We start from the raw sequence: 20,462 nt of genomic DNA on the forward strand, positions 1-20,462 counted from the left end.
GTGGGCCCGATCACCTTCATGCTACGACTTGCTTGTTGCGACTTGGCTCCGGTCTTGCAAGACTCATCTGTACGATTCACCGGGCGGAAGCTTTGGCGCAGCCATGGATCTGAATACCATCACGACGGTGGCCCATCCGCAAACGCGCGCGCAGCTGCCCGCCTGGGGGGAAGGTGATGCTTGGCTCGCTGGCGGCACCTGGCTGTTCTCGGAGCCCCAGGTCCACCTGAAGCGGCTGATCGATCTCACTGACCTGAAATGGCCGGCGCTCACGATCACCGACACCCATCTCACCATCTCCGCCACCTGCACTATCACGCAGCTCGACGGTTTCGCCTGCCCGCCCGACTGGCTCGCAGCCCCGCTGATCGGCCAGTGCTGCCGGGCGTTCCTTGCGTCATTCAAGATCTGGAAGACCGCGACCGTCGGCGGCAATCTCTGCATGTCGCTGCCGGCGGGACCGATGATCTCGCTCACATCAGCGCTGGACGGCGTCTGCATCATCTGGAAGGCCAACGGCGGTGAAGAGAAGATACCCGTCGTCGACTTCGTCACCGGCAACCAGCGCAACCGCCTGACGCCAGGCGACCTGATCCGGCAGATCGATATCCCGGTTGCCGCGCTGAAGCGCCGCACGGCCTTTCGCCAGATCTCGCTGGCGCCGGTCGGCCGCTCTGCGGCGCTTCTGATCGGCAGCCTGGATAGCGATGGCACGCTGACGCTGTCGGTGACCGCATCGACCGTGCGACCGATCCAGCTGTCCTTTCAGAAGGCTCCGGACGCGGGCGCGCTTCGCGACGCGATCGCGCAGCAGATCCCGGATGATCTGTACCACACTGACATCCACGGCAAGCTGATCTGGCGCAAGCATATGACGCTACGGCTCGCCGAGGAGATTCGCGGCGAACTCGTGGGGACGACGTCGTCATGAGTTTCGAGGTCAACGGCAAGACGTTCCCGCAAGAGCCGCGCGCCGGCCAGTGCCTGCGCACGTTCCTGCGCGAGCTCGGCCATTTCGGCGTGAAGAAGGGCTGCGATGCCGGCGATTGCGGCGCCTGCACCGTGCTGCTCGACGGCGAGCCGGTGCATAGCTGCCTGATCCCGGCGTTCCGCGCCGAAGGGCGCGCCGTCACCACGATCGAAGGCCTCGCTGGCGACCACGGCGCGCATCCGATGCAGCAGGCCTTCCTCGATGCGCAGGGCTTCCAATGCGGCTTCTGCACCGCCGGCATGATCCTGACCTGCGCCTCGCTGAACCAGGCGCAGCGCACCGACCTCGGATCGGCGCTGAAGGGCAATATCTGCCGCTGCACCGGTTATCGCTCGATCGAGGACGCACTGCTCGGCAAGACCAATGTCGAGGAGAGCGTCGAGGCCGGCGCTGCCTTCGGCCGCAGCCTTCCGGCCCCGGCAGGCCCCGACGTCGTGCGCGGCAAGGCGCGCTACACCTTCGACACCCAGATCGACGGCCTGCTGCACATCAAGCTGCAGCGTTCGCCGCACGCCCACGCGAAAATCGTCGCGATCGACAAGTCGGACGCGCTACGCGTGCCCGGCGTGCACGCGGTCTTGACGCATGAGGATGCGCCGTCGGTGCTGATCTCGACCGCGCGGCATGAGAAGGACTGGATGGATCCGGAGGATACCCGCATCCTCGATGACGTCGTCCGCTTCATCGGCCAGAAGGTCGCCGCCGTCGTCGCCGAGAGCGAGGCCGCCGCCGAGGAGGCGTGCCGGCGGCTGAAGGTCGATTACGAAATCCTGCCTGCGCTGATCGACCCGGAGCAGGCGATGGTACCGGGTGCACCTGTCATTCATCCTGACCGCACCACCGCGAACCGCATCGCCGATCCCCAGCGTAACCTCGCGGCGGAGACGCACGGCGAATACGGCGACGTGGCGGCGGCACTCGCCACGTCCGCCGTCACCTATGAGGCCACCTTCCACAGCCACCGCGTGCAGCATGCGGCACTGGAGACCCATGGCGGCCTCGCCTGGCTCGACGCTTCCGGCGTGCTCAATGTCCGCACCTCGACGCAGGTGCCGTTCCTGACCCGCCGCGCGCTGTCGGACATCTTTGGGCTCCCCATGGACAAGGTCCGCGTGTTCTGCGAACGCGTCGGCGGCGGCTTTGGCGGCAAGCAGGAGATGTTCGTCGAGGACATTCTGGCGCTCGCGACGCTCAAGACCGGACGACCGGTCAAGCTGGAGCTGACCCGCGAGGAGCAGTTCATCGCGACCTCGACGCGGCATCCGATGCGGGTCCACATCAAGGCCGGTGCCGATGCCGACGGCCGGCTCACCGCGCTCCAGCTGGAGGTGCTCTCCAACACCGGCGCCTACGGCAATCATGCCGGCCCCGTGATGTTCCACTCGCTGTCCGAGTCCATCGCCGTCTACAACTGTCCGAACAAGAAGGTCGACGGCTTCGCCGTCTACACCAACACGGTGCCGTCGGGCGCGTTTCGCGGCTACGGCCTGCCTCAAACGCAGATCGCGATCGAAGCCGCGATCGACGAATTGGCACGGCAGCTCGGCATCAGCCCCTACGACATGCGCCGGCGCAACGTCGTCAAACCAGGCGATCCCATGCTGTCACCGCCGCCGTCCGAATTTCACGACGTGCTCTATGGCTCCTACGGGCTCGACCAGTGCCTCGACCTCGTCGAACGCGCCATGCAGGCCGATGGCCCGCAGCCGGACCTGACGCCGGAGTGGCTGATCGGCGACGGCGTGGCACTGACCATGATCGACACGGTGCCGCCGGCCGGCCATCTCGCGGATGCGATGATCGCGCTCAACGACGACGGCGGCTTCGACCTCACCGTCGGCACCGCCGAGTTCGGCAACGGCACCAGCACCGTGCACCGGCAGATCGCGGCGACGACGCTCGCAACCACCGTCGACCGCATCTGCCTGCGCCAGTCCGATACCGCCCATGGCGGTCACGACACCGGCGCCTATGGCAGTGCAGGCACCTTCGTTGCCGGCAAGGCAACGCATGCAGCCGCTATGCAGCTTGCGACCGAGCTGAGAGCGGTGGCCGCCAGCGCCTGGCTGTGCGACGCCGCGAGCTGCACGCTCGACGACGAAGCCGTCGTCAGCGGCGTCCGGCGGATGTCGTTTGCAGAACTCGCGAAGCTTGCGCGCGAACGCGGGCAGCCGTTCGCGGCCCGCGGCAATTCCGAGGGGACGCCGCGCTCGGTCGGCTTCAACGTCCAGGGCTTTCGCGTCGCCGTGAACAAGGGCACCGGCGAGATCAAGATTCTCCGGAGCGTGCAGGCGGCGGACGCCGGCGTCGTCGCCAATCCCATGCAGTGCCGCGGCCAGGTCGAGGGCGGCGTCGCGCAGGCAATCGGGGCGGCGCTCTACGAGGAGATGGTGATCGACGCGACCGGTCGCGTCACCAACCCGAAATTCCGCGACTACCACCTGCCCTCCTTCGCAGACGTTCCGCGCACGGAGGTCTTCTTTGCCGAGACCTCCGACACGATCGGGCCGCTCGGCGCCAAGTCGATGAGCGAGAGCCCGTACAATCCGGTCACCGCCGCGCTCGGCAATGCGATCGCGGATGCCACCGGCATCCGCTTCACCGCGCCGCCGTTCAAGCCGGACCGGCTGTTTCCGGCGCTGCACGAGAAGTTTGGGAATTAACTTCCGCGATAGGTCGAGTAGCTCCACGGCGTGACCAGCAGCGGCACATGGTAGTGGCTTTCCGGCTCGCTGATCGCAAAGCGCAGCGGGATCTCGTCGAGGAACGGCGGGTCTGACAGCGGCACGTTGCGCTCGGCGTAATATTTGGCAACGCTGAATTTGAGCTCGTAGCGGCCGATCGGCAGCGGACGGCCGCCGATCAGCGGCTGGTCGGTGCGGCCATCGGCATTGGTGATTGCGCGCGCGATCACGCGGCTCTCACCGAGGCTCGCGAGCTCGACGAGCTCCACCGGGATGCCGGCTGCAGGCTTTCCGGCGTGATTGTCGAGCACATGCGTGGAAAGCCGGCCATGCACTTTCAGCTTGTCGTCGGCGACGACGAGCTGATCGAGCCGCAGCGCGGAGATGCGGCCGATCTCCTCGATCGCACGCCGCGTCTCGGTCTTGGCGATATTGCGCAGCCGCGTCTCGAAGTCGCGCAGCACGGAATCCCTGGTGTGACGGCGCACGCAGACGATATAGGGGAAGCCGAACTTGTCGCGGTACGCATTGTTGACGCGCTCGAACGCCGCGTATTCGGCCTCCGACAGCCGGTCGAGGCCGGCGCTGTTCTGCTCGTCGGTCGATTCTGCAGTGAGCCCCGCTGCACGCTGGGTCTTGTTGGCGAGATCGGGATGCGCCCGGATCAGCGCGAGCTGCACGTCGGGCTCGGCGCTCTGGATCGCTGCCATCAGCGCTGAGTGCAACTGGTTGATACCGGCGAACGGGCGCTGCCCGGCGAGTTTCTCCGCAATCCACGGTGAATATTCGACGACGTTGGCGAGGGCCGCGACAAAGCTGGCCTTATCAGCAGCATTGAGATCGGCGAGCGAGATTTGCGCCATCGTCCTCACCCGATCTCGAATGCGTCGGCGGCAAGATGGGCATGCTTGTCGTGCCAGTGCTGCGCGATCTGGAGCCGCGTCGGCACCCAGACGCGATCGTGCTTGCCGATATAGTCGAGGAAGCGGATCAGTCCCGCGGCACGGCCGGGCCGGCCGGCAAGGCGGCAGTGCAGCCCCACCGACATCATCTTCGGCGCGGTCTCGCCCTCGGCATAGAGCACGTCGAAGGCGTCCTTCAGATAGGTGAAGAACTGCTCGCCTTCGGCAAACCCCTGCGGGTTGATGAAGCGCATGTCGTTGGCGTCAAGCGTATAGGGAATGATGAGCTGCTTGCCGTTCGCGCCCTTGACCCAGTAGGGCAGATCGTCGGCATAGGAGTCGCAGAGATAGAGGAAGCCGCCCTCCTCCATCAGGAGGCGGTTGGTGTTGATCGAGGAGCGCCCGGTGTACCAGCCGAGCGGCCGCGAGCCCGTCGCCTCGGTGTGGACGCGAATGGACTCGGCGATCTCGGCACGCTCCTGCGCCTCGGTCATGTCCTTGTGCTCGATCCATTTCAGGCTGTGGCTTGCGATGTCCCAGCCTGACTCCTTCATCGCCGCGACAATCTCGGGATTCCGCTTCAGCGCGGTGGCAACGCCGAACACGGTGGTCGGCCACTTCCGCTCGTTGAACACCCGCCACAGCCGCCAGAAGCCGGCGCGCGAGCCATATTCGAACATCGACTCGATATTGGCGTGACGCTTGCCTGGCCAGGGCTGCGCGCCGAGGACGTCGGACAAAAACGCTTCCGAGGTGCGATCGCCGTGCAAGATGTTGTTCTCGCCGCCCTCCTCGAAATTGACGACGAACTGCACCGCGACCCGCGCATTGTCGGGCCATTGCGGATGCGGCGGGTTGCGGCCGTAACCGCGGAGATCGCGCGGGTAGCGAGTATCCGTCACTCAGACTTCCTCGAAGCGGATCGGCAGGGCGCCCTTCCACAGCACGCTCTTGCCGAGGGTCGCGAGATTCTCGAGGCCCGAGGTCAGCGTGATGAAATGGTTGCCGGCGAGCTGGCCCATTTTGCTGGCGAAGTGCACGCCGCCATAGGCGAGCAGGATCTCGGTCTCGCTGATGCCGCCGGGATAGAGGATGATCTGACCCGGCGCGGGATAGCTGGTGTGGTTCTCGTAGCCGACGCCGAAATCGAGATCGCCGAGCGGCATCCACACGCCCTCGCCGCTCCAGCGCACATGGATGATGTGGCTTTCGAACGGCAGCGCCTTGCGGAACGCAGCGACGGTCTTGGGCGCCAGTTGCTCCTCGAAGCGGGCATCGAAGGTGAAGTCGCCGGCGCGGATAACGAGTTTGCTCATCTCATCTCTCTGGATCGGGGGCCAAAGGCCCACGGGGAATTTTCAAGCAAAGAGCATTCCATCGGGCTTCGCGCAAGTGGCGCGGCCCGTCATCTGCGGTCGTAGGACCAGCCGAAAATACCACTCCGCCGCACCTCCGGCTCGGGCTCGGCGGCAGGCGCGGCCGAAGGGGGCGCCTCCTTCAGTTCCGCCTGTGGCGGAGGTGGAGGCGGCGCCGGCAGGTTCTCGCATTTCATGGAGTAGACCAGCTTGCCGTCCGCGGTCCGCCCGATCGGGGCGCACGGGTCTGGATGCGCTGCCGAGGTCTTTGGCGTGAGCTTAACCTGCGCGGCCGCCGGCGAGGCGATCAGGACAAGGACCAGCAGATATTTCGACATCGTTGTCGCCTGAGAACTCAATTCGCCTCATTGAACCGGATTGCCGGGGGCAAGTCCACCGGCGCTGCGGGCGCGATTGCCGAATATTTGGCCGGCGCTAGAAAATTTGCTCGCCCCAACGTGATGGCCGCGCTTCGGATCGTGAAACCGGCCCGGCTGATATTCGGCAGGACACATCGCCATGTCAGCCACGACCGCGAACACAGGCGACATTTTTCTCGCAGCCTGAATCGCCGTCACGGGAGAAACAACCATGCGAAAGACCTTTGCCATTCTCGGCGCCACCCTGATTGCCGCCGCCACCATCCAGACCGCCGCCGCGAGCGACCGCCACCACAGAAGCAAGGCACACCCCGCCCCGATCACCCAGTCGGTCCGCGACTCCAACGCGTTCTGGCCGTCGCAGCCGACCACACCCGACTGGCAGCGCTACGCCAACGGCGCGCTGTCGGCACCGGCGGGACGGTGATACGGGCGTAGAACGCGGTTGCTGCGACGTCTCTCGTGTCCCGGACGCGCTGCAACGCGCAAGCGTTGCTGCGCAGAGCCGGGACCGAGAAAGCGACACGGTAGAATGCGGAGACATGGGCTGCGGCTCTGCAGCACACCGCAAGAGCGCTGCGCTGCGTCCGGGGCACGAGACGGAGTATGAGGCAGCGGCGGCGTCCTCCAAGTGCCATTGTCATTCCCCGCGCAGGCGGGGAATCCAGTACGCCGCGGCCTCTCGGCTCGATCACAGCCCTCTCTGGAATGCTAGATCGCCCGGTCAAGCCGGGCGATGACAGCGAGTGCTGCAGACGCACCAATGGCCGACGCGCTGACAGTCGCAGACCCTTTGGCGATGGGCGGGCCGTCGCTCTCGGTCATCGTGTTCATTCCTGTTGCGTCGCGACAGGATAACTCGCTTCCGCTTTTTTGGCGGCATAGCGAACCTTGCCCGGACTTGCCGGTAGGTCAACCGAATGACCCCAACCGGACTTTGGCTGCGGGCCTCGCATGCGCTACGCGGTTCGGGATGAACCCTGCATGACACGCTTGACCACCATGGCCGCGATCCCCGCGAGCACGGCCTTTGCCTGCGGGGACGCAAGTATGTCGATGATCGGGTTCGACGGTTGGGCTTGCTCGTGAGGCTGGGCATCGCCACTGGCGAGGATATCCCGGAGCTGACCGGGCCTCCCATGCAGATCGGTGAGCACCTCGCCCAGTTCCTTCGGTTCGGGGGCCACTTGTCCCGGTAGCGCCACGCCGCGCGCGGCGGCTCGCTCCTGCAGCATCTTCACGAACGCCGCCCGTTCTTCCGGCGAAAGCTTGCCCAACGCTTCTATCGCTGCCTGCGCGTACTGGTCAGACGGCACGGCGTGTGACACATCACCATACCGTTTGAGAACCTCTTGATCGGAATAACCCTCCGACGGATTTCCTTGTTCGTATCGATCAACGAAATCCCGATACTCTTTCTGGCGTTGCCCACCGCCCATTAACTCGTCAAGGATACCCATGTACAGCTCCTCCTTGCGTGATTAGCTCAGGCTGCTTGCCACAGACCACGACACGTTTCGCTTGCGCGACATAAGAGCGATATCGGCGTTACGCACAAGATACAGGCGAAGAGTGCAGTCGCTCCGATAGTTGCTACTTCCAAGGTAAACCCACGTTGAGAGTATTGACCTAGGTCAAAGGGTCATGGCGGCCGTGCAAACTGAATGTTTTGCTTGTGAGGCGTGAGTGGACATTCCACGCGCGTGTCGCAATGATCGCTATTGTCCCTGCTGAAGCTTTTGGGTCCGGCCAAATGTGCGGTGCGCGATGGCAAATATTCGCAAGTGTCACCGTCGCGCGGTCCCCGCCCATCCTTTTGCTCTCCGCAGGACCCGGTGACCGATGCGGATGGTCGCTCAGCGACGCCCGGCAATCCAGAGGAGCAAAAGATTCGTTTTTACGCCGGAGCAGCTGCCTTCGCCTGATCCGACGCATCAGGTTGCGCGGAGGTCACGTGAACGACTGCTTCCAAGGCTGCACCGAACGACCCGCTTGCTACCAACGCGTTGGAAGCGTTTCCCACCGTTTCTGCGGCTCCCGTTCCCAGCAAAGCGAACAGGATACGGGTTGCGCCAATCCTTTTACTGAGCCCTCGAACGACGTGCTGAATCTTGGCGGTGGACGGCTGACTCAGATAGCAGACACATACAAGCGCGGTGTTCGCCAATTCGAGCGAAAGCAATTTCGACATTGATGAAGCATCAGCCTTTTCCGCAATTGCCTGAATCCCGCGGTACCGCAGAAGCTGCGCCAGCACAAGCGCCGTCGCCTCATCGAGTCGCCCGGCACCAGGGATGCAAACGACCGAAATAGACGAGGTCGGCGGCTCCGGAATCAAAGCATGCTCGGAGCCTGCTCGCTCGAATGTAATGGCAGCTCCGGGGCTTGAGCTTAGATCCGGGGAACTGGGTCCTGTTGCTTCCACGTCATGGTGTGCCCCCAGCTCAGCGACCAATTCTTCCACCGTTGAGACTACCCGATTTAATCGGTCCTGATCGAGGTGACCCAATTGACGGTCGGCCTCCGCGAGTCTCAGGCCTTTCAAGAGGATGTCGTCATAATAATTCTCAAGCGACGAGTCATTCAGGTATTCATGTGCCTGTTCCACCGCTTCAATGGGATCTCCCGCCAGCATTCGTTGATAAGCCAGTTGCGGCGGCGTCAGCGGTGGTCGGTCGCCAAAACGTCAAGAAATTTGAGGCGATCGACATGCCGCCCAAGGACGACGAGACAAATTGTTAAGGGCGTGGCCAACACCAGTCCGACCGGCCCCCAAAGCCACGTCCAGAATGACGCTGACAGGATAATTGCAATCGGGGAAAGACCCGAGCTATGCCCAAAAATCAAGGGTTCGAGGACCTGTCCTGCGAGCAACTCAAGCACGACGAACAATGCCGCCGTAAGTATCAGCATCTGCCAGCCCGTGCCCACCGCCGCCGCGAGAATGAGAGGGAATACCGCAGATATCAATGCACCGATATACGGTACAAATCGCATAATCATCGCGATCAGACCCCATAGCGGAGCCGAGGGGACACCGATGAATTCAAGACCTAAGCCTATTGCAAGACCGAACACGCCATTGAACGCGATCTGGGTAAGAAAGAGCTTGCTCAGACGCTTACCGGCGTCGTCCAGGGCCGCAGTCGTGCGTTGAATATCCGCGGATCCGGCCAGTCGGACAAGCCGATTCCTCAGATCTTCCCGTTGCAGCAGGACAAAGACAACAAAGATCACGACGATCCCTGTCGTCGTTAAAGGTGAAATCAGTGGCTGGATGATTGCGCCAAACGTCGTCAGAGCACCAGGATCGGGTTGCCTTACCTCAACGGGTATGGGTATCGGCTTGTCTGAGGGCTGTCTGGTGAGTTCGCCGTCAGTAGGTCGACCGGCCCCATCTCGATTCTGCAACTCTGTCTTCAATTCTTTCAGAACTGTCGACGCCTGCTCCAATGTTCCAGAGCCGCCGCCCATTAAGCCGCGCAGGCTTTCGATCTTGTCACTCAATGTTTGTTGATAGCCTGGCAGCTTGGTGGCGAGCCGGGTCGCCTGCGAAACCATAAGACCGCCTAGACTAAATATGATCGAGAATCCGATGAAGACGACCACCAGCACAGAAATCGTGCGCGGAATTCGCCAGGAACGTAAGCGCATCACGAAGGGCGCCATAACGAAACTCAGGAGAACTGCTAACGCGAAGGGAACAAAAATTTCACGACCGAAATAGAGCGCAGCAATTATCAACGCTGCGACGGCCATATTCGTCAGCACAGTCCCCCGCGGCTGTGCCAATCTCATTTGAGGAGATTTCTCTTCCATGGCGCGTCTTCCATGGCGCGGCTCATTCATCCCATACGTGGGTGAATTCTCCTTCGCGACACCATCCTACACCGAACGAACTTGTTCCGACAGCCCGAGCATGCCGTTCAATGTCGCTAGCTCGTCTCATAGCGCGCGGGTTGACGCCCTCTCGGGTATTTTGCCGTCGGGCAACACAGAGACGCGTAGCCCGGACGGAGCCAACGGGTCGGCGCGAAGCCGCCGCACGATGACACGCTCCGTGCAATCCGGGCTACGGCGAGAACAGGCGCCTAATAAGGCTGATAGTAGCCACGCGGACCGTAATAGGGACCGCCGCCATAATATCCCTGACCACCATAGTAAGGACCCGGGCCGTCATAATAGCGATTCTCGTAGTACTCCTGGCGCCGGCTCTCTGCGATCGCACCTCCGATCAGACCTGCCGCCACGCCCATGAAGGCAAGCCCTGCCGCATTTGGACCCCGGCGATAGTAGCGGTGGCGGCGGGCGGCGCTGAAATCGGTCGCAACGGATCTGCTAGACGTCGCAGAGTTCGCGCTGACGGTCGGCGAACCGGCCGCTGCCGCAGACGAGGGCGAGACGGAAGCTGTCGCCAGAGCCAGACTCGCAAACGCAGCCAATGCGGTGTTGCGGCCAAACCTGGAATTTACGGGCCTATCGCTCATCTCACCGTCCTTTGCTCTCGCTCAAAGTCAAAATATGAAACGATCCACAACGTGCAAACCATTGAAAAGTTTCGTGATCGCGGCAATCTGCCACGCTTCGAACGATTGTAAACCGAACGACCAGATGCAGCTTGAACCACTCAACCTGAGCGGATAATGAACAGCCGCGCCGTTTTTCGGTCGCCGTAAGCGTTTCACGTGAACCAACGCATCAACCGACGCCGTCGGGATCGATGCATTTTCGCAGGTTCAACGTGACTGACGCGTCCTTTTCCTCAAGAGAAATCAGATGATTGCGGTTCGCAAACTGCCGGCGCGCTATGCGCCGATCGTGATGCCATTTGTGCTGTCCATCCTCATGACGGCCGTGGTGTCGGTCATTTCGACGCTCCGGAGCCTCGGCGCGACGCCGGCGTTCCTCGCGACCTGGCCGGGCGCCTGGGCGCTGTCATGGCTCGTCGCCTTTCCCACGCTGCTGATGGTGCTGCCACTGGTCCGACGGATCGTGGCGTGCGTCGTCGCTTCCCCATCTCAACCAGGCCGATAGCCGGCGCGGACGGCGGCACACGAAGCACGCCGTCCCGCTTCCATGATTGCGCCTGCGGGAGTGATCCTACGACAGCGCCCCGAGCACGCCGCGCGTTGCCTTGTCGATCTCCTCGACATAGCGGCGGCGGGCAAACGTCTCGGTGAGGAAGCCGACCACCTTGCGGCTGTCGGTGGAATCGACCACCGCCAGCATCTCGGCTTCCGCCTCGTCGAACACGGCCATCGCCGACTTCACGTTCATTTCCGGGATCAGCACGATCTCGGTCAGGCGGGCGAGCTCGATCACCTGGATGTCGTCGGCGATGCTGTCGAGATCGCTGGAGAACAGGTCGGGCAGCAGGACGAGGCCGACATATTCGTCGGCATTGTTGACGATGACGATGCCGGGCCGCGAGCCCAGCGCGAATTCACCGCGCACGGCGGCGATCGTCGTGGTCGATGGCACCTTGCCGACGTCGGAGCGCATCAGCCGCTCGACCGTGAGGTTGCGCAGCCAGCCGACGTCGTTGGCGCTGCGGATGGTCTCGCCGCGCAGATGCAGGCGCCATGTCGAGAAGGAATGACCGAACATGAAGCGGACGCAGATCGAGGTGACGATGCAGCCTGCCAGCACCACGGCGGTGACGTCGACATTGCGAGTCATTTCCAGCACGAGGAACGACATGGTCAAGGGGCCGCCAACGATGGCGACGCCGAGCGTCGCCATACCCGTCAGCATCGCGACCAGCGGGTCGATCACGAATTCCGGGCTGATGAGCAAAAGAACCGCAGCGAAGAACTTTCCGATCAGGCTGCCGACGAACAACGAGGCAAAGAACAGACCGCCGCGGAAACCCGAGGCGAGCGAGATCAGGCAGGCCGTCACCTTCAAGGCGATGATGATCGCGATCAGGCCGATCGTCATGTCGTGAAAGAGATCGAGCACCATGGCGCCGTGGCCGGCCGCGAGCACCTGCGGCGTGACGATGGCAAAGCTGCCGACGATAAGGCCGCCGATCACCGGGCGCAGCCAGACCGGCAGCCAGACAAACAGGCGCTCGAACATCGAAGACGACCGCATCACGGCGATGCCGACGCCGCTGGTAATGAGCGCAAGCCCGATCAATGCCAGATATTGCTCGACGCCGACCGCGCTGACCTTCGGTATTTCGATAGAGTACGGCGCGCCGCCGAGCCATTGCGCGGTCAGCGCGCCAGCAAGCGAGGCCGCCAGGATCGGCGCGGCGCTGCCGACCGAATAGACGCCGACGATCAGCTCGCAGGCATAGAACGCGCCGGTGATCGGCGCGCCAAACGCCGCTGCGATCGCAGCGGCAGCGCCGCAACCGACGATCAGGCGCAAATCGTTGCGGCGTAGATTGAAGAACTTGCCGAGTAGTGAGGCGATACCCGAGCCGATCTGGGTGTAGCCGGCCTCAAGGCCGACCGAGGCGCCGCAGCCGTTCGAGATCAGCGTCTGGCTCGACACCACCATGCTGTCGCGCATCGACAGATTGCCGCCGCGCAGCGCGTTCGCCTCGATCGGGTCGACCGCGTTGGAGATCTTCAGCCGCCGCCGCCACCACTCCATGATACCGAGCGCCAGTCCGCCGAGCGCGGGCGCGATGAGGGCCGCCCAGGGGCTGACCCGGGCGTGGGCGGATAGGCGAACGTCGACGGGAATGCCGTAGATCACCATGTGGGCAATCTGCGCGATCTCTGCCATCAGCGTCACGATGGCACCCGTAAGCGTGCCGATCACGAGCGCCAGCGGGATCAGGTAGAACTCGTTGCTGCGCAAGAGCGCGCGCAGGCGAACCATGACGCGGTTCGATCCCTTGCGATCGGCGATGTGTCTGATCCGCGCGAACACCTTTTTGCCCGCCCTAACCTTCCGACATGCCGTAGCCGGCCATGCGCTGGCTGACACGCTCGATCTCGGCACTCGACAGCAGTGGCGGTTTTCCGATCTGGAGGCAGCCGTGATACTGCCGCGCCAGCGTCTCGACCTCGACGGCGAGCCACATCGCCTTGTCCAGCGTCTTGCCGACCGCGATCATGCCGTGATGGTCGAGCAGACAGGCGAGCCGGCCCTCCAGCGCCCGCAGCGCGTGCTCGGACAGCTCCGCCGTTCCGAAGGTGGCATAGGGTGCGCAACGGATACTGTCACCGCCGGCGGCCGCGATCATGTAGTGCACGGGCGGAATCTCCATGCCCATGATCGCCAGGATGGTGCAATAGGTCGGATGAGCGTGGACGACGGCGTTGACGTCGGGCCGCGATTTCAGGATGTCGCGGTGGAAGCGCCACTCGCTGGAGGGCTTCTGACTGGGGGCATGCGAGCCGTCCATCGCCATGAACACGATCTGGTCGGGCGTCATGGCGTCATAGGGCACGCTGGTCGGCGTGACCAGGAGCCCGTCCACATGCCGGACGCTGATATTGCCCGAGGTGCCCTGGTTGATGCCGAGCGCGTTCATGCGGCGGCACGCGTCGATTATGGCCTGTCGCTTTGCGAGCTCGTCCGCTGTCATCGACATCCCGATTTCATCTCGACTTTTTGGCGATGAGCGTTTGTTAGACCGGGAGTACGTCAAAGCAATGTGGCAGCGCAAGAGAAAGCGGCCGGGATTGGCCGCTGCCTTGTCGGCTGTACCGTTACATCAAGAAACCAGTTGTAAAATCAGTATATTAGCAGATTGTCGCAGGTTTACGAAAAGCTCGCCCGGACGGCCGCAATTCCGTTGATCACGAACTGCACCGAATAGGCCGCGAGCAGCATGCCAAGCACGCGTGAGAGCACGGCATTTCCGGTGCGCCCGAGGGTGCGCGCGATCAGGCTCGCGGAGACGAAGCACAGCATGCAGAGCAGGCAGACGGAGACGACCGCGATGATGATCGCGAGCTTGGCCCCGTAGCCGGCATTGCCCGTCAGCAGCAGCGTGGTCGCGATCGCGCCGGGACCGGCCATCATCGGGATGGCCAAGGGAAACACCGCGACGTCGGAGGCGTGCTCCGAGGTCGCCTTGTCGGCCTCGCGCGCCTCGCGATGCGGACGGTCGCCGAAGATCATCTGGTAGGACACGCCGAACAGCAGCAGTCCACCGGCGATCTGGAAGGCGGGGATGCCGATCCCGGGTTGGCGCAACAGCCAGTTTCCGGCCAGCGAGATCACCACCAGGATCGAGGCCGCGATCAGCGGCGCGCGCAGCGCGATCGTGCGCTTGACCTTGTCGGGCATGCCTCCGGTCGCGGCCAGGAAGGCCGGCGCAAGGCCGACGGGATCGACCACCAGCAGCAGCGTCACGAAGGCGGACAGGGCGAAGTCGAGCATGCGGGTAGGTCTCACGCGAGGTGCAGCCGCAATCCATAACCGCTGGAGGAGGCCTTCGCGAGGAACATTTGCCCTCGCAGAGTCTTGGTCGCGCGAGGATTGAGGAAGGCATCGCCCTTCCCGTGTCGCCTCAAGAGGAGGATTTATGGCTAAACGAGCGAAGAAACGTGCGAACGCGAAAAAGACCGCGGCGCGCCGTCCGCGTCAGGCACCGAAGATGTTGAGCGACCTGTTCCTGGAGACGCTGAAGGACATCTATTACGCCGAGAACAAGATCATCAAGACGCTGCCGAAGATGGCCAAGGCGGCGCATTCCAAGGACCTTGCCGCCGCCTTCAACAAGCATCTGCGCGAGACGCAAGGCCAGGTCAAACGGCTCGACCAGATCTTCAAGATGCTGGGCAAGCCGGCCCGCGGAAAGCCCTGCGAAGCGATCAACGGCATCACCGACGAGGGCGCCGAGATCATGAAGGATTTCAAGAACGCCCCTGCCCTCGACGCCGGCCTGCTCGCGGCCGCTCAGGCCGTCGAGCACTACGAGATCTCCCGCTACGGCACGCTGCGCACCTGGGCCGAGGAGCTCGGCATGCCGGACGCGGCAAGGCTGCTCCAGGAGACGCTGGACGAGGAAGAGGCGACCGATCACACGCTGACCGAGCTCGCGACCTCGGTCATCAACCTCGAAGCGGAAGAGGAGTACCGCGCCGCGGCCTGATCGGCGCGACGCGCCCTACTGTTGCCTTCGATGCCGCGGAATATCCCCGCGGCGTCGAAGCGTGCGACGACAAGGGCCTCTTCCGGTTGGAGAGGCCAGGCATGCTCCAAACGCGCGATGCTGGAATTTTGGGGAACCGTCCCCATATGCTCGTTTTCCAACCGCAGCGCCTTCCCCGAGTTTTGCCATGCAACCCAAAAATCCCCTCGACTGGATGCTGTCCGAAGCCCTGGACTCGCTGACCCGCGCCGAACGGCTGCGGCAGCAGTTCGGCCGCCAGGAAGCCTGCTGGGAGCCGCCGATCGACGTGCTCGAGACCGAGCATGAGCTTTTGATCCTGGTCGCGCTTCCCGGCGTCAACCCTGACAATGTCGAGACGGTGATCCTCGACGGCGTGCTCGTCATCTCCGGCCAGCGCACGCTGCCGCCGGAGCTTCGCAACGCCCGCATCCACCGGCTCGAGCTGCCGCAGGGCCGCTTCGAGCGGCGCATCGCGCTTCCCGTCGGCCGCTACGCCATCAGCCGCTTCGTGATGGACGGCTGCGTCGCGCTGCGCCTCGCCAAATCCTGAGGTCGATCATGGCCACCGAGCAGATGAATACCGCACAAGCCAATTCCCAAAATAATCCCGACGTGAAGATTCCCGAAGACGCGCTGATCGTCATCCCGGTGCGCGAGATGGTGCTGTTTCCCGGCGCCATCGCGCCGATCGCGATCGGCCGGGCGAAGTCCATCGCCGCCGCGCAGCAGGCGCTGCGCGAGCAGCGGCCGGTCGGCATCGTCCTGCAGCGCAGCCCCGAGATCGAGGAGCCCGGACCTGACGATCTCTACCGGGTCGCGACCATCGCCAACATCGTGCGCTACATCACCGCGCCCGACGGCACGCATCACATCGTCTGCCAGGGCGTGCAGCGCGCCCGCATCCTCGACTTCCTGCCGGGAACACCGTTCTTGGCCGCGCGTTTCCAGCAGATCCCCGAGCCGACCACGAGCTCGCCCGAGATCGAGGCGCGCGCGCTGAATCTGCAGCGCCAGGCCATCGAGGCGGTCGAGCTGCTGCCGCAGGCGCCGCCCGAGCTGGTCGCGATGTTCCAGAGCACCACCGCGCCCGGCGCGCTGGCCGACCTGGCGACCTCGTTCATGGACATCAAGCCGCAGGACAAACAGGAGGTGCTGGAGACCATCGACCTCGCTTTGCGCGTCGAGAAGGTGTCGAAGCATCTGGCCGAGCGGCTGGAGGTGCTGCGCATCTCCAACGAGATCGGCCAGAAGACCAAGGCTTCTTTCGACGAGCGTCAGCGCGAGGCGATCCTGCGCGAGCAGATGGCCACCATTCAGCGCCAGTTGGGCGAAGGTGACGGCAAGGCCGCCGAGGTCGCTGAGCTGACGGCTGCCATCGCCAAGGCCAACATGCCGCCGGAAGCGGAGGCGCATGCCAAGAAGGAGCTGCGCCGCTACGAACGCATGCCCGAGGCTGCCGGTGAGTCCGGCATGGTCCGCACTTATCTCGACTGGCTGATCGAGCTGCCCTGGGCGCTGCCCGCGGAGAAGCCGATCGACATCAAGGAGGCACGCCGCATCCTCGATGCCGACCATTTCGGCCTGGAGAAGATCAAGGGCCGGATCATCGAATATCTGGCGGTGCGCAAGCTCGCTCCGCATGGCAAGGCGCCGATCCTGTGCTTCGTCGGCCCGCCCGGCGTCGGCAAGACCTCGCTCGGCCAGTCCATCGCGCGCGCGATGGATCGCCCCTTCGTGCGCGTCAGCCTCGGCGGCGTGCATGACGAGGCCGAGATCCGCGGTCACCGGCGCACCTATATCGGCGCGCTGCCCGGCAACATCATCCAGGGCATCAAGAAGGCCGGCACGCGGAACTGCGTCATGATGCTGGACGAGATCGACAAGATGGGCCGTGGTGTGCAGGGCGATCCCTCGGCCGCCATGCTGGAGGTGCTCGACCCCGAGCAGAACGGGACGTTCCGGGACAACTATCTGGCCGTGCCGTTCGACCTGTCACGCGTGGTGTTCATCGCGACCGCCAACATGCTGGACCAGATTCCGGGTCCGCTGCTGGATCGCATGGAGCTGATCAGCCTCGCCGGCTACACCGAGGAGGAGAAGCTGGAGATCGCGCGCCGCTACCTGGTGCGTCGTCAGCTCGAGGCCAACGGCCTGACGGCCGAGCAGGCCGAGATCGAGCCGGAGGCGTTGAAGCTGGTCGTCAAGGGCTATACCCGCGAAGCCGGCGTGCGCAACCTCGAGCGCGAGATCGGCAAGGTGTTCCGCCATGCCGCGGTGCAAATCGCCGAGGGCACGGCTGCCAAGGTCGTGGTGAGCCCGAAGGACATCGCCACCGTGCTCGGCCAGCCGCGCTTCGAGGGCGAGATCGCGCAGCGGACCAGCATTCCGGGCGTCGCCACCGGGCTCGCCTGGACGCCGGTCGGCGGTGACATCCTGTTCATCGAGGCCTCGCGCGTGCCCGGCCGGGGCGGCATGATCCTGACCGGCCAGCTCGGCGACGTCATGCGCGAGAGCGTGCAGGCTGCGATGACGCTGGTGAAGAGCAAGGCCACGCAGCTCGGCATCGATCCGTCGGTGTTCGAGAAGAGCGACATCCACGTTCACGTGCCGGCGGGCGCAACCCCGAAGGACGGACCGAGCGCGGGCGTTGCGATGTTCACGGCGTTGACGTCCCTGCTCACCAATCGCACGGTGCGCAGCGACACCGCGATGACCGGCGAGATCTCGCTGCGCGGCCTGGTGCTGCCGGTCGGCGGCATCAAGGAGAAGGTGGTGGCTGCGGCCGCCGCCGGATTGAAGCGGGTGATGCTGCCGGCACGCAACAAGCGGGACTACGACGACATCCCGAAGAGCGCGCGGGACAACCTCGAATTCATCTGGCTGGAGCGCGTCGACGAGGCCATCGCCGCAGCGCTCGAGCCGGCTGATGCCAAGGTCGAAGCGGCGGAGTGAAGGCGATGAAGAGACTGCTGGAAAAGGCGAAGCGATCGCGGAAGACGCAGCGGCTGCGTCAGCTGCTCGACCGTGCTATCGACCGGGTTCGCGATGCGCTGGCGGCACCAGGGCCGCGGCTTCAGCCCGTTCCGGTCCGGGTGAAGCGCCGCAAGGGTTGAGCCCTCCGTCTCAAGCCCTCGCGGCAGCCCCAAACAAAAGGCCCCCTCCTAGCCGAGGGGGCCTTTGCGTTGTTAGCCCACCGCGTCCTTGGCGGCCTTGACCGGGCGGGCGCGGACGATCTTCCGGGCCGGCTTGGCCTTGAACATCATCTCTTCACCCGTGAACGGGTTGGTACCCTTGCGCGCCTTGGTCGCGGGCTTCTTGATGACCACGAACTTGGCGAAGCCCGGCACCAGGAACAGGCCGTTCTTCTTGAGCTCCTTGTGACCGACGTCGGTCAGCGTCTCCATGACGCTCTTGACGTCGCGCTTGGAAAGCTCGGTGGCGGTCGCAATCTTTTCGATCAGCTGCGATTTGGACATTTGGGTTGGCATCGTGTCTCCTCTGATTCGTTGCCGGTTGCATATTAGACCAACCGTTGAAGGCCCAGAGCCTTCTGCACAGTTTTGTCGCGATTTTACGGGCTTTTTTGGCCCTCTGAGGCAAAAAACCCTGCTTTTCAGCGGCTTCCAGAGCGGAAGGAGCCTCCGGCAGCGGTTTTTGCCTTGTTTCAAAGGCCCGCACGCCGCCTTGCTAAAGCTGATTCGCTGCTTTCGACAAGCGACGACCGGCCTCTTTGTGAAAGGCCGGTCGCGATTCACGCTGAAAAATAAGGCTAGACGCGCTCGATGATGACGGCGGGAGCCATGCCGCCGGCGGCGCACATGGTGACGAGACCGCGCTTCAGGTCGCGCCGTTCGAGCTCGTCGAGCACGGTGCCGATCAGGATCGAGCCGGTGGCGCCGATGGGATGGCCGAGTGCGATCGAGCCGCCATTGACGTTGACCTTGGCGCGGTCGAGCTTGAGATCACGGATGTACTTTTCCGCCACCACCGCAAAGGCCTCGTTGATCTCGAACAGGTCGATGTCGTCGATGGAGAGCCCCGCCTTCGCCAGCACCTTGCGTGTGGCCGGCACCGGCGCGTTCAGCATCAGGGTCGGCGAGTCCCCCATGTTGGCCATCGCGACGACGCGAGCGCGCGGCTTCAGGCCGTGCGCGCTGGCATAAGCGGGCGATGCGAGCAGGATCGCGGCGGCACCGTCGACGACGCCGGAGGAATTGCCGGCGTGATGCATGAAGTCGATGTTCAGGTCCGGATATTTCTGCAGGATCAGCCCGCGATAGGTCGTGCCCTTGTCGTCGAGCGCATAGTCGGCGATCGCGGGGAATGCGGGCTTCAATGCGCTCAGCCCTTCCATCGTGGTCTGCGGCCGCGGATACTCTTCATGATCGAGCGCGAGGCTGCCGTCCTCGCGATGCACGGGCACGAGGCTCTTCTTGAAGTGACCGCCGGCAATCGCCTGCGCTGCGCGCTTCTGGCTTTCGAGACCGAGTGCGTCGACGTCGCTTCGCGTGATGCCTTCCAGCGTCGCGATCGCGTCGGCGCAGACGCCCTGATGCGACTGCGGATGCCGCGCACGCAGGCGCAGATTGCCGGAGTCCATCATCATCGGACCGCCGCCGCGGCGTCCTTCCATCGACATCATCTCGCAGCCGCCGGCGATGACGAGGTCTTCGGTGCCCGACATGATCGAGGCCGCCGCCATGTTGACGCTGGTGATGCCGCTTCCGCAGAAGCGGTCCAGCGTCACCGCGCTGGCGCGCACGTCGTAGCCGGCATCGAGCGCCGACATGCGGCCGAGGTCGCCGCTTTGGGTCGCGACCTGCGCGCTGCAGCCCCAGACGATGTCGTCGACGTCGGCGGTGTCGATGCCGGTGCGGTCGGCGAGCGCGCGCAGCACGGTCGCGCCGAGCTGCTGCGGATGAATGCCCGAGAGTGCTCCCTTGCCGGCCTTGCCGACGCCCCGCGGGGTCCGGCAGGCATCGATGATCAGCGCGTCAGCCATTGGCGTTGTCCTCTTGTTATGCGTGTTGATGGGCGTTTTGAATCAGGGGGAGAGGTGAGTCAA

22 protein-coding genes are annotated in these 20,462 nt (G+C 64.1%); 8 read left to right on the plus strand and 14 right to left on the minus strand.

Features of this window, described 5'->3' with window-relative positions:
* Positions 1-103 precede the first annotated feature (103 nt).
* On the plus strand, positions 104-931 hold the full coding sequence (locus CT676_RS18915; RefSeq protein WP_135215157.1) for an FAD binding domain-containing protein: 828 nt from the start codon (positions 104-106) through the stop codon (positions 929-931).
* Entirely contained in the window at positions 928-3,654 is a 2,727-nt protein-coding gene (locus CT676_RS18920; RefSeq protein WP_135215158.1) for a molybdopterin cofactor-binding domain-containing protein, read from the plus strand. Before CT676_RS18915 ends, CT676_RS18920 begins: the two co-directional genes overlap by 4 nt.
* Here CT676_RS18920 and uraD read toward each other — a convergent pair.
* From uraD to CT676_RS18945, 5 genes are all read right to left on the minus strand, one after another.
* Positions 3,651-4,538 (minus strand): 2-oxo-4-hydroxy-4-carboxy-5-ureidoimidazoline decarboxylase, encoded by an 888-nt coding sequence (gene uraD / locus CT676_RS18925; RefSeq protein ID WP_135215159.1) that lies wholly within the window; start codon positions 4,536-4,538, stop codon positions 3,651-3,653. The two genes, CT676_RS18920 and uraD, sit on opposite strands and share 4 nt — an antisense overlap.
* A gap of 5 nt (positions 4,539-4,543) precedes the next feature.
* A complete protein-coding gene (gene puuE / locus CT676_RS18930) occupies positions 4,544-5,479 on the minus strand; it encodes an allantoinase PuuE (RefSeq protein WP_085405709.1) in 936 nt (311 codons plus the stop codon).
* Entirely contained in the window at positions 5,480-5,893 is a 414-nt protein-coding gene (locus tag CT676_RS18935) for a DUF3830 family protein (protein WP_014493672.1), read from the minus strand.
* An 89-nt stretch (positions 5,894-5,982) separates the two neighbouring features.
* Positions 5,983-6,270, minus strand: coding sequence for a hypothetical protein (locus tag CT676_RS18940; RefSeq protein ID WP_085405707.1), 288 nt, complete (start codon positions 6,268-6,270; stop codon positions 5,983-5,985).
* Positions 6,271-6,297: 27 nt separating this feature from the next.
* Positions 6,298-6,543: a hypothetical protein gene (locus tag CT676_RS18945; protein WP_135215160.1), complete on the minus strand. Its 246-nt coding sequence runs from the start codon at positions 6,541-6,543 to the stop codon at positions 6,298-6,300.
* Here CT676_RS18945 and CT676_RS18950 point away from each other — a divergent pair.
* Positions 6,524-6,739 (plus strand): hypothetical protein, encoded by a 216-nt coding sequence (locus tag CT676_RS18950; RefSeq protein ID WP_085405705.1) that lies wholly within the window; start codon positions 6,524-6,526, stop codon positions 6,737-6,739. The two genes, CT676_RS18945 and CT676_RS18950, sit on opposite strands and share 20 nt — an antisense overlap.
* A gap of 532 nt (positions 6,740-7,271) precedes the next feature.
* On the opposite strand, the gene CT676_RS18955 is transcribed toward CT676_RS18950, so the two are convergent.
* From CT676_RS18955 to CT676_RS18965, 4 genes are all read right to left on the minus strand, one after another.
* Positions 7,272-7,772, minus strand: a complete 501-nt coding sequence (locus CT676_RS18955) for a hypothetical protein (protein WP_071911727.1) — start codon at positions 7,770-7,772, stop codon at positions 7,272-7,274.
* A 437-nt stretch (positions 7,773-8,209) separates the two neighbouring features.
* Positions 8,210-8,947, minus strand: a complete 738-nt coding sequence (locus tag CT676_RS45275; protein ID WP_244623198.1) for a hypothetical protein — start codon at positions 8,945-8,947, stop codon at positions 8,210-8,212.
* 26 nt (positions 8,948-8,973) lie between these two features.
* Entirely contained in the window at positions 8,974-10,131 is a 1,158-nt protein-coding gene (locus CT676_RS45280; RefSeq protein ID WP_244623199.1) for an AI-2E family transporter, read from the minus strand.
* 272 nt (positions 10,132-10,403) lie between these two features.
* Positions 10,404-10,799, minus strand: a complete 396-nt coding sequence (locus CT676_RS18965) for a hypothetical protein (RefSeq protein WP_135215161.1) — start codon at positions 10,797-10,799, stop codon at positions 10,404-10,406.
* A gap of 289 nt (positions 10,800-11,088) precedes the next feature.
* Here CT676_RS18965 and CT676_RS18970 point away from each other — a divergent pair, with 289 nt between their 5' ends.
* The gene (locus CT676_RS18970; RefSeq protein ID WP_014493668.1) at positions 11,089-11,346 is read left to right on the plus strand and encodes a DUF2798 domain-containing protein; all 258 of its coding nucleotides are present in this window, start codon (positions 11,089-11,091) and stop codon (positions 11,344-11,346) included.
* A 66-nt stretch (positions 11,347-11,412) separates the two neighbouring features.
* Here CT676_RS18970 and CT676_RS18975 read toward each other — a convergent pair whose 3' ends face one another.
* The 3 genes from CT676_RS18975 to CT676_RS18985 form a co-directional block, all read right to left on the minus strand.
* On the minus strand, positions 11,413-13,200 hold the full coding sequence (locus CT676_RS18975) for a chloride channel protein (protein ID WP_135215162.1): 1,788 nt from the start codon (positions 13,198-13,200) through the stop codon (positions 11,413-11,415).
* A gap of 13 nt (positions 13,201-13,213) precedes the next feature.
* Positions 13,214-13,867, minus strand: coding sequence for an L-fuculose-phosphate aldolase (locus CT676_RS18980; RefSeq protein WP_193560895.1), 654 nt, complete (start codon positions 13,865-13,867; stop codon positions 13,214-13,216).
* A 170-nt stretch (positions 13,868-14,037) separates the two neighbouring features.
* Entirely contained in the window at positions 14,038-14,661 is a 624-nt protein-coding gene (locus CT676_RS18985) for a MarC family protein (protein ID WP_135215163.1), read from the minus strand.
* Between the two features lie 145 nt (positions 14,662-14,806).
* Between CT676_RS18985 and CT676_RS18990 the strand changes: the two genes are divergently transcribed.
* The 4 genes from CT676_RS18990 (at position 14,807) to CT676_RS44090 (ending at position 18,510) form a co-directional block, all read left to right on the plus strand.
* Positions 14,807-15,376 carry a ferritin-like domain-containing protein gene (locus CT676_RS18990; RefSeq protein ID WP_063982009.1) on the plus strand — a complete coding sequence of 190 codons (570 nt, stop codon included), beginning with the start codon at positions 14,807-14,809 and terminating at the stop codon, positions 15,374-15,376.
* A 187-nt stretch (positions 15,377-15,563) separates the two neighbouring features.
* Entirely contained in the window at positions 15,564-15,947 is a 384-nt protein-coding gene (locus CT676_RS18995) for an Hsp20/alpha crystallin family protein (RefSeq protein ID WP_014493661.1), read from the plus strand.
* A gap of 8 nt (positions 15,948-15,955) precedes the next feature.
* Entirely contained in the window at positions 15,956-18,349 is a 2,394-nt protein-coding gene (gene lon, locus CT676_RS19000) for an endopeptidase La (protein WP_135215164.1), read from the plus strand.
* Between the two features lie 5 nt (positions 18,350-18,354).
* Positions 18,355-18,510 (plus strand): hypothetical protein, encoded by a 156-nt coding sequence (locus tag CT676_RS44090; protein WP_167768089.1) that lies wholly within the window; start codon positions 18,355-18,357, stop codon positions 18,508-18,510.
* Positions 18,511-18,582: 72 nt separating this feature from the next.
* On the opposite strand, the gene CT676_RS19005 is transcribed toward CT676_RS44090, so the two are convergent.
* Together CT676_RS19005 and CT676_RS19010 are read right to left on the minus strand one after the other, a co-directional pair.
* On the minus strand, positions 18,583-18,885 hold the full coding sequence (locus CT676_RS19005; RefSeq protein WP_014493658.1) for an HU family DNA-binding protein: 303 nt from the start codon (positions 18,883-18,885) through the stop codon (positions 18,583-18,585).
* Between the two features lie 281 nt (positions 18,886-19,166).
* The gene (locus tag CT676_RS19010) at positions 19,167-20,399 is read right to left on the minus strand and encodes an acetyl-CoA C-acetyltransferase (protein WP_135215165.1); all 1,233 of its coding nucleotides are present in this window, start codon (positions 20,397-20,399) and stop codon (positions 19,167-19,169) included.
* Between the last annotated feature and the right edge of the window lie 63 nt (positions 20,400-20,462).

This window comes from Bradyrhizobium sp. MOS001 (genome assembly GCF_004634465.1).
GTDB classification, from domain to species: domain Bacteria; phylum Pseudomonadota; class Alphaproteobacteria; order Rhizobiales; family Xanthobacteraceae; genus Bradyrhizobium; species Bradyrhizobium barranii.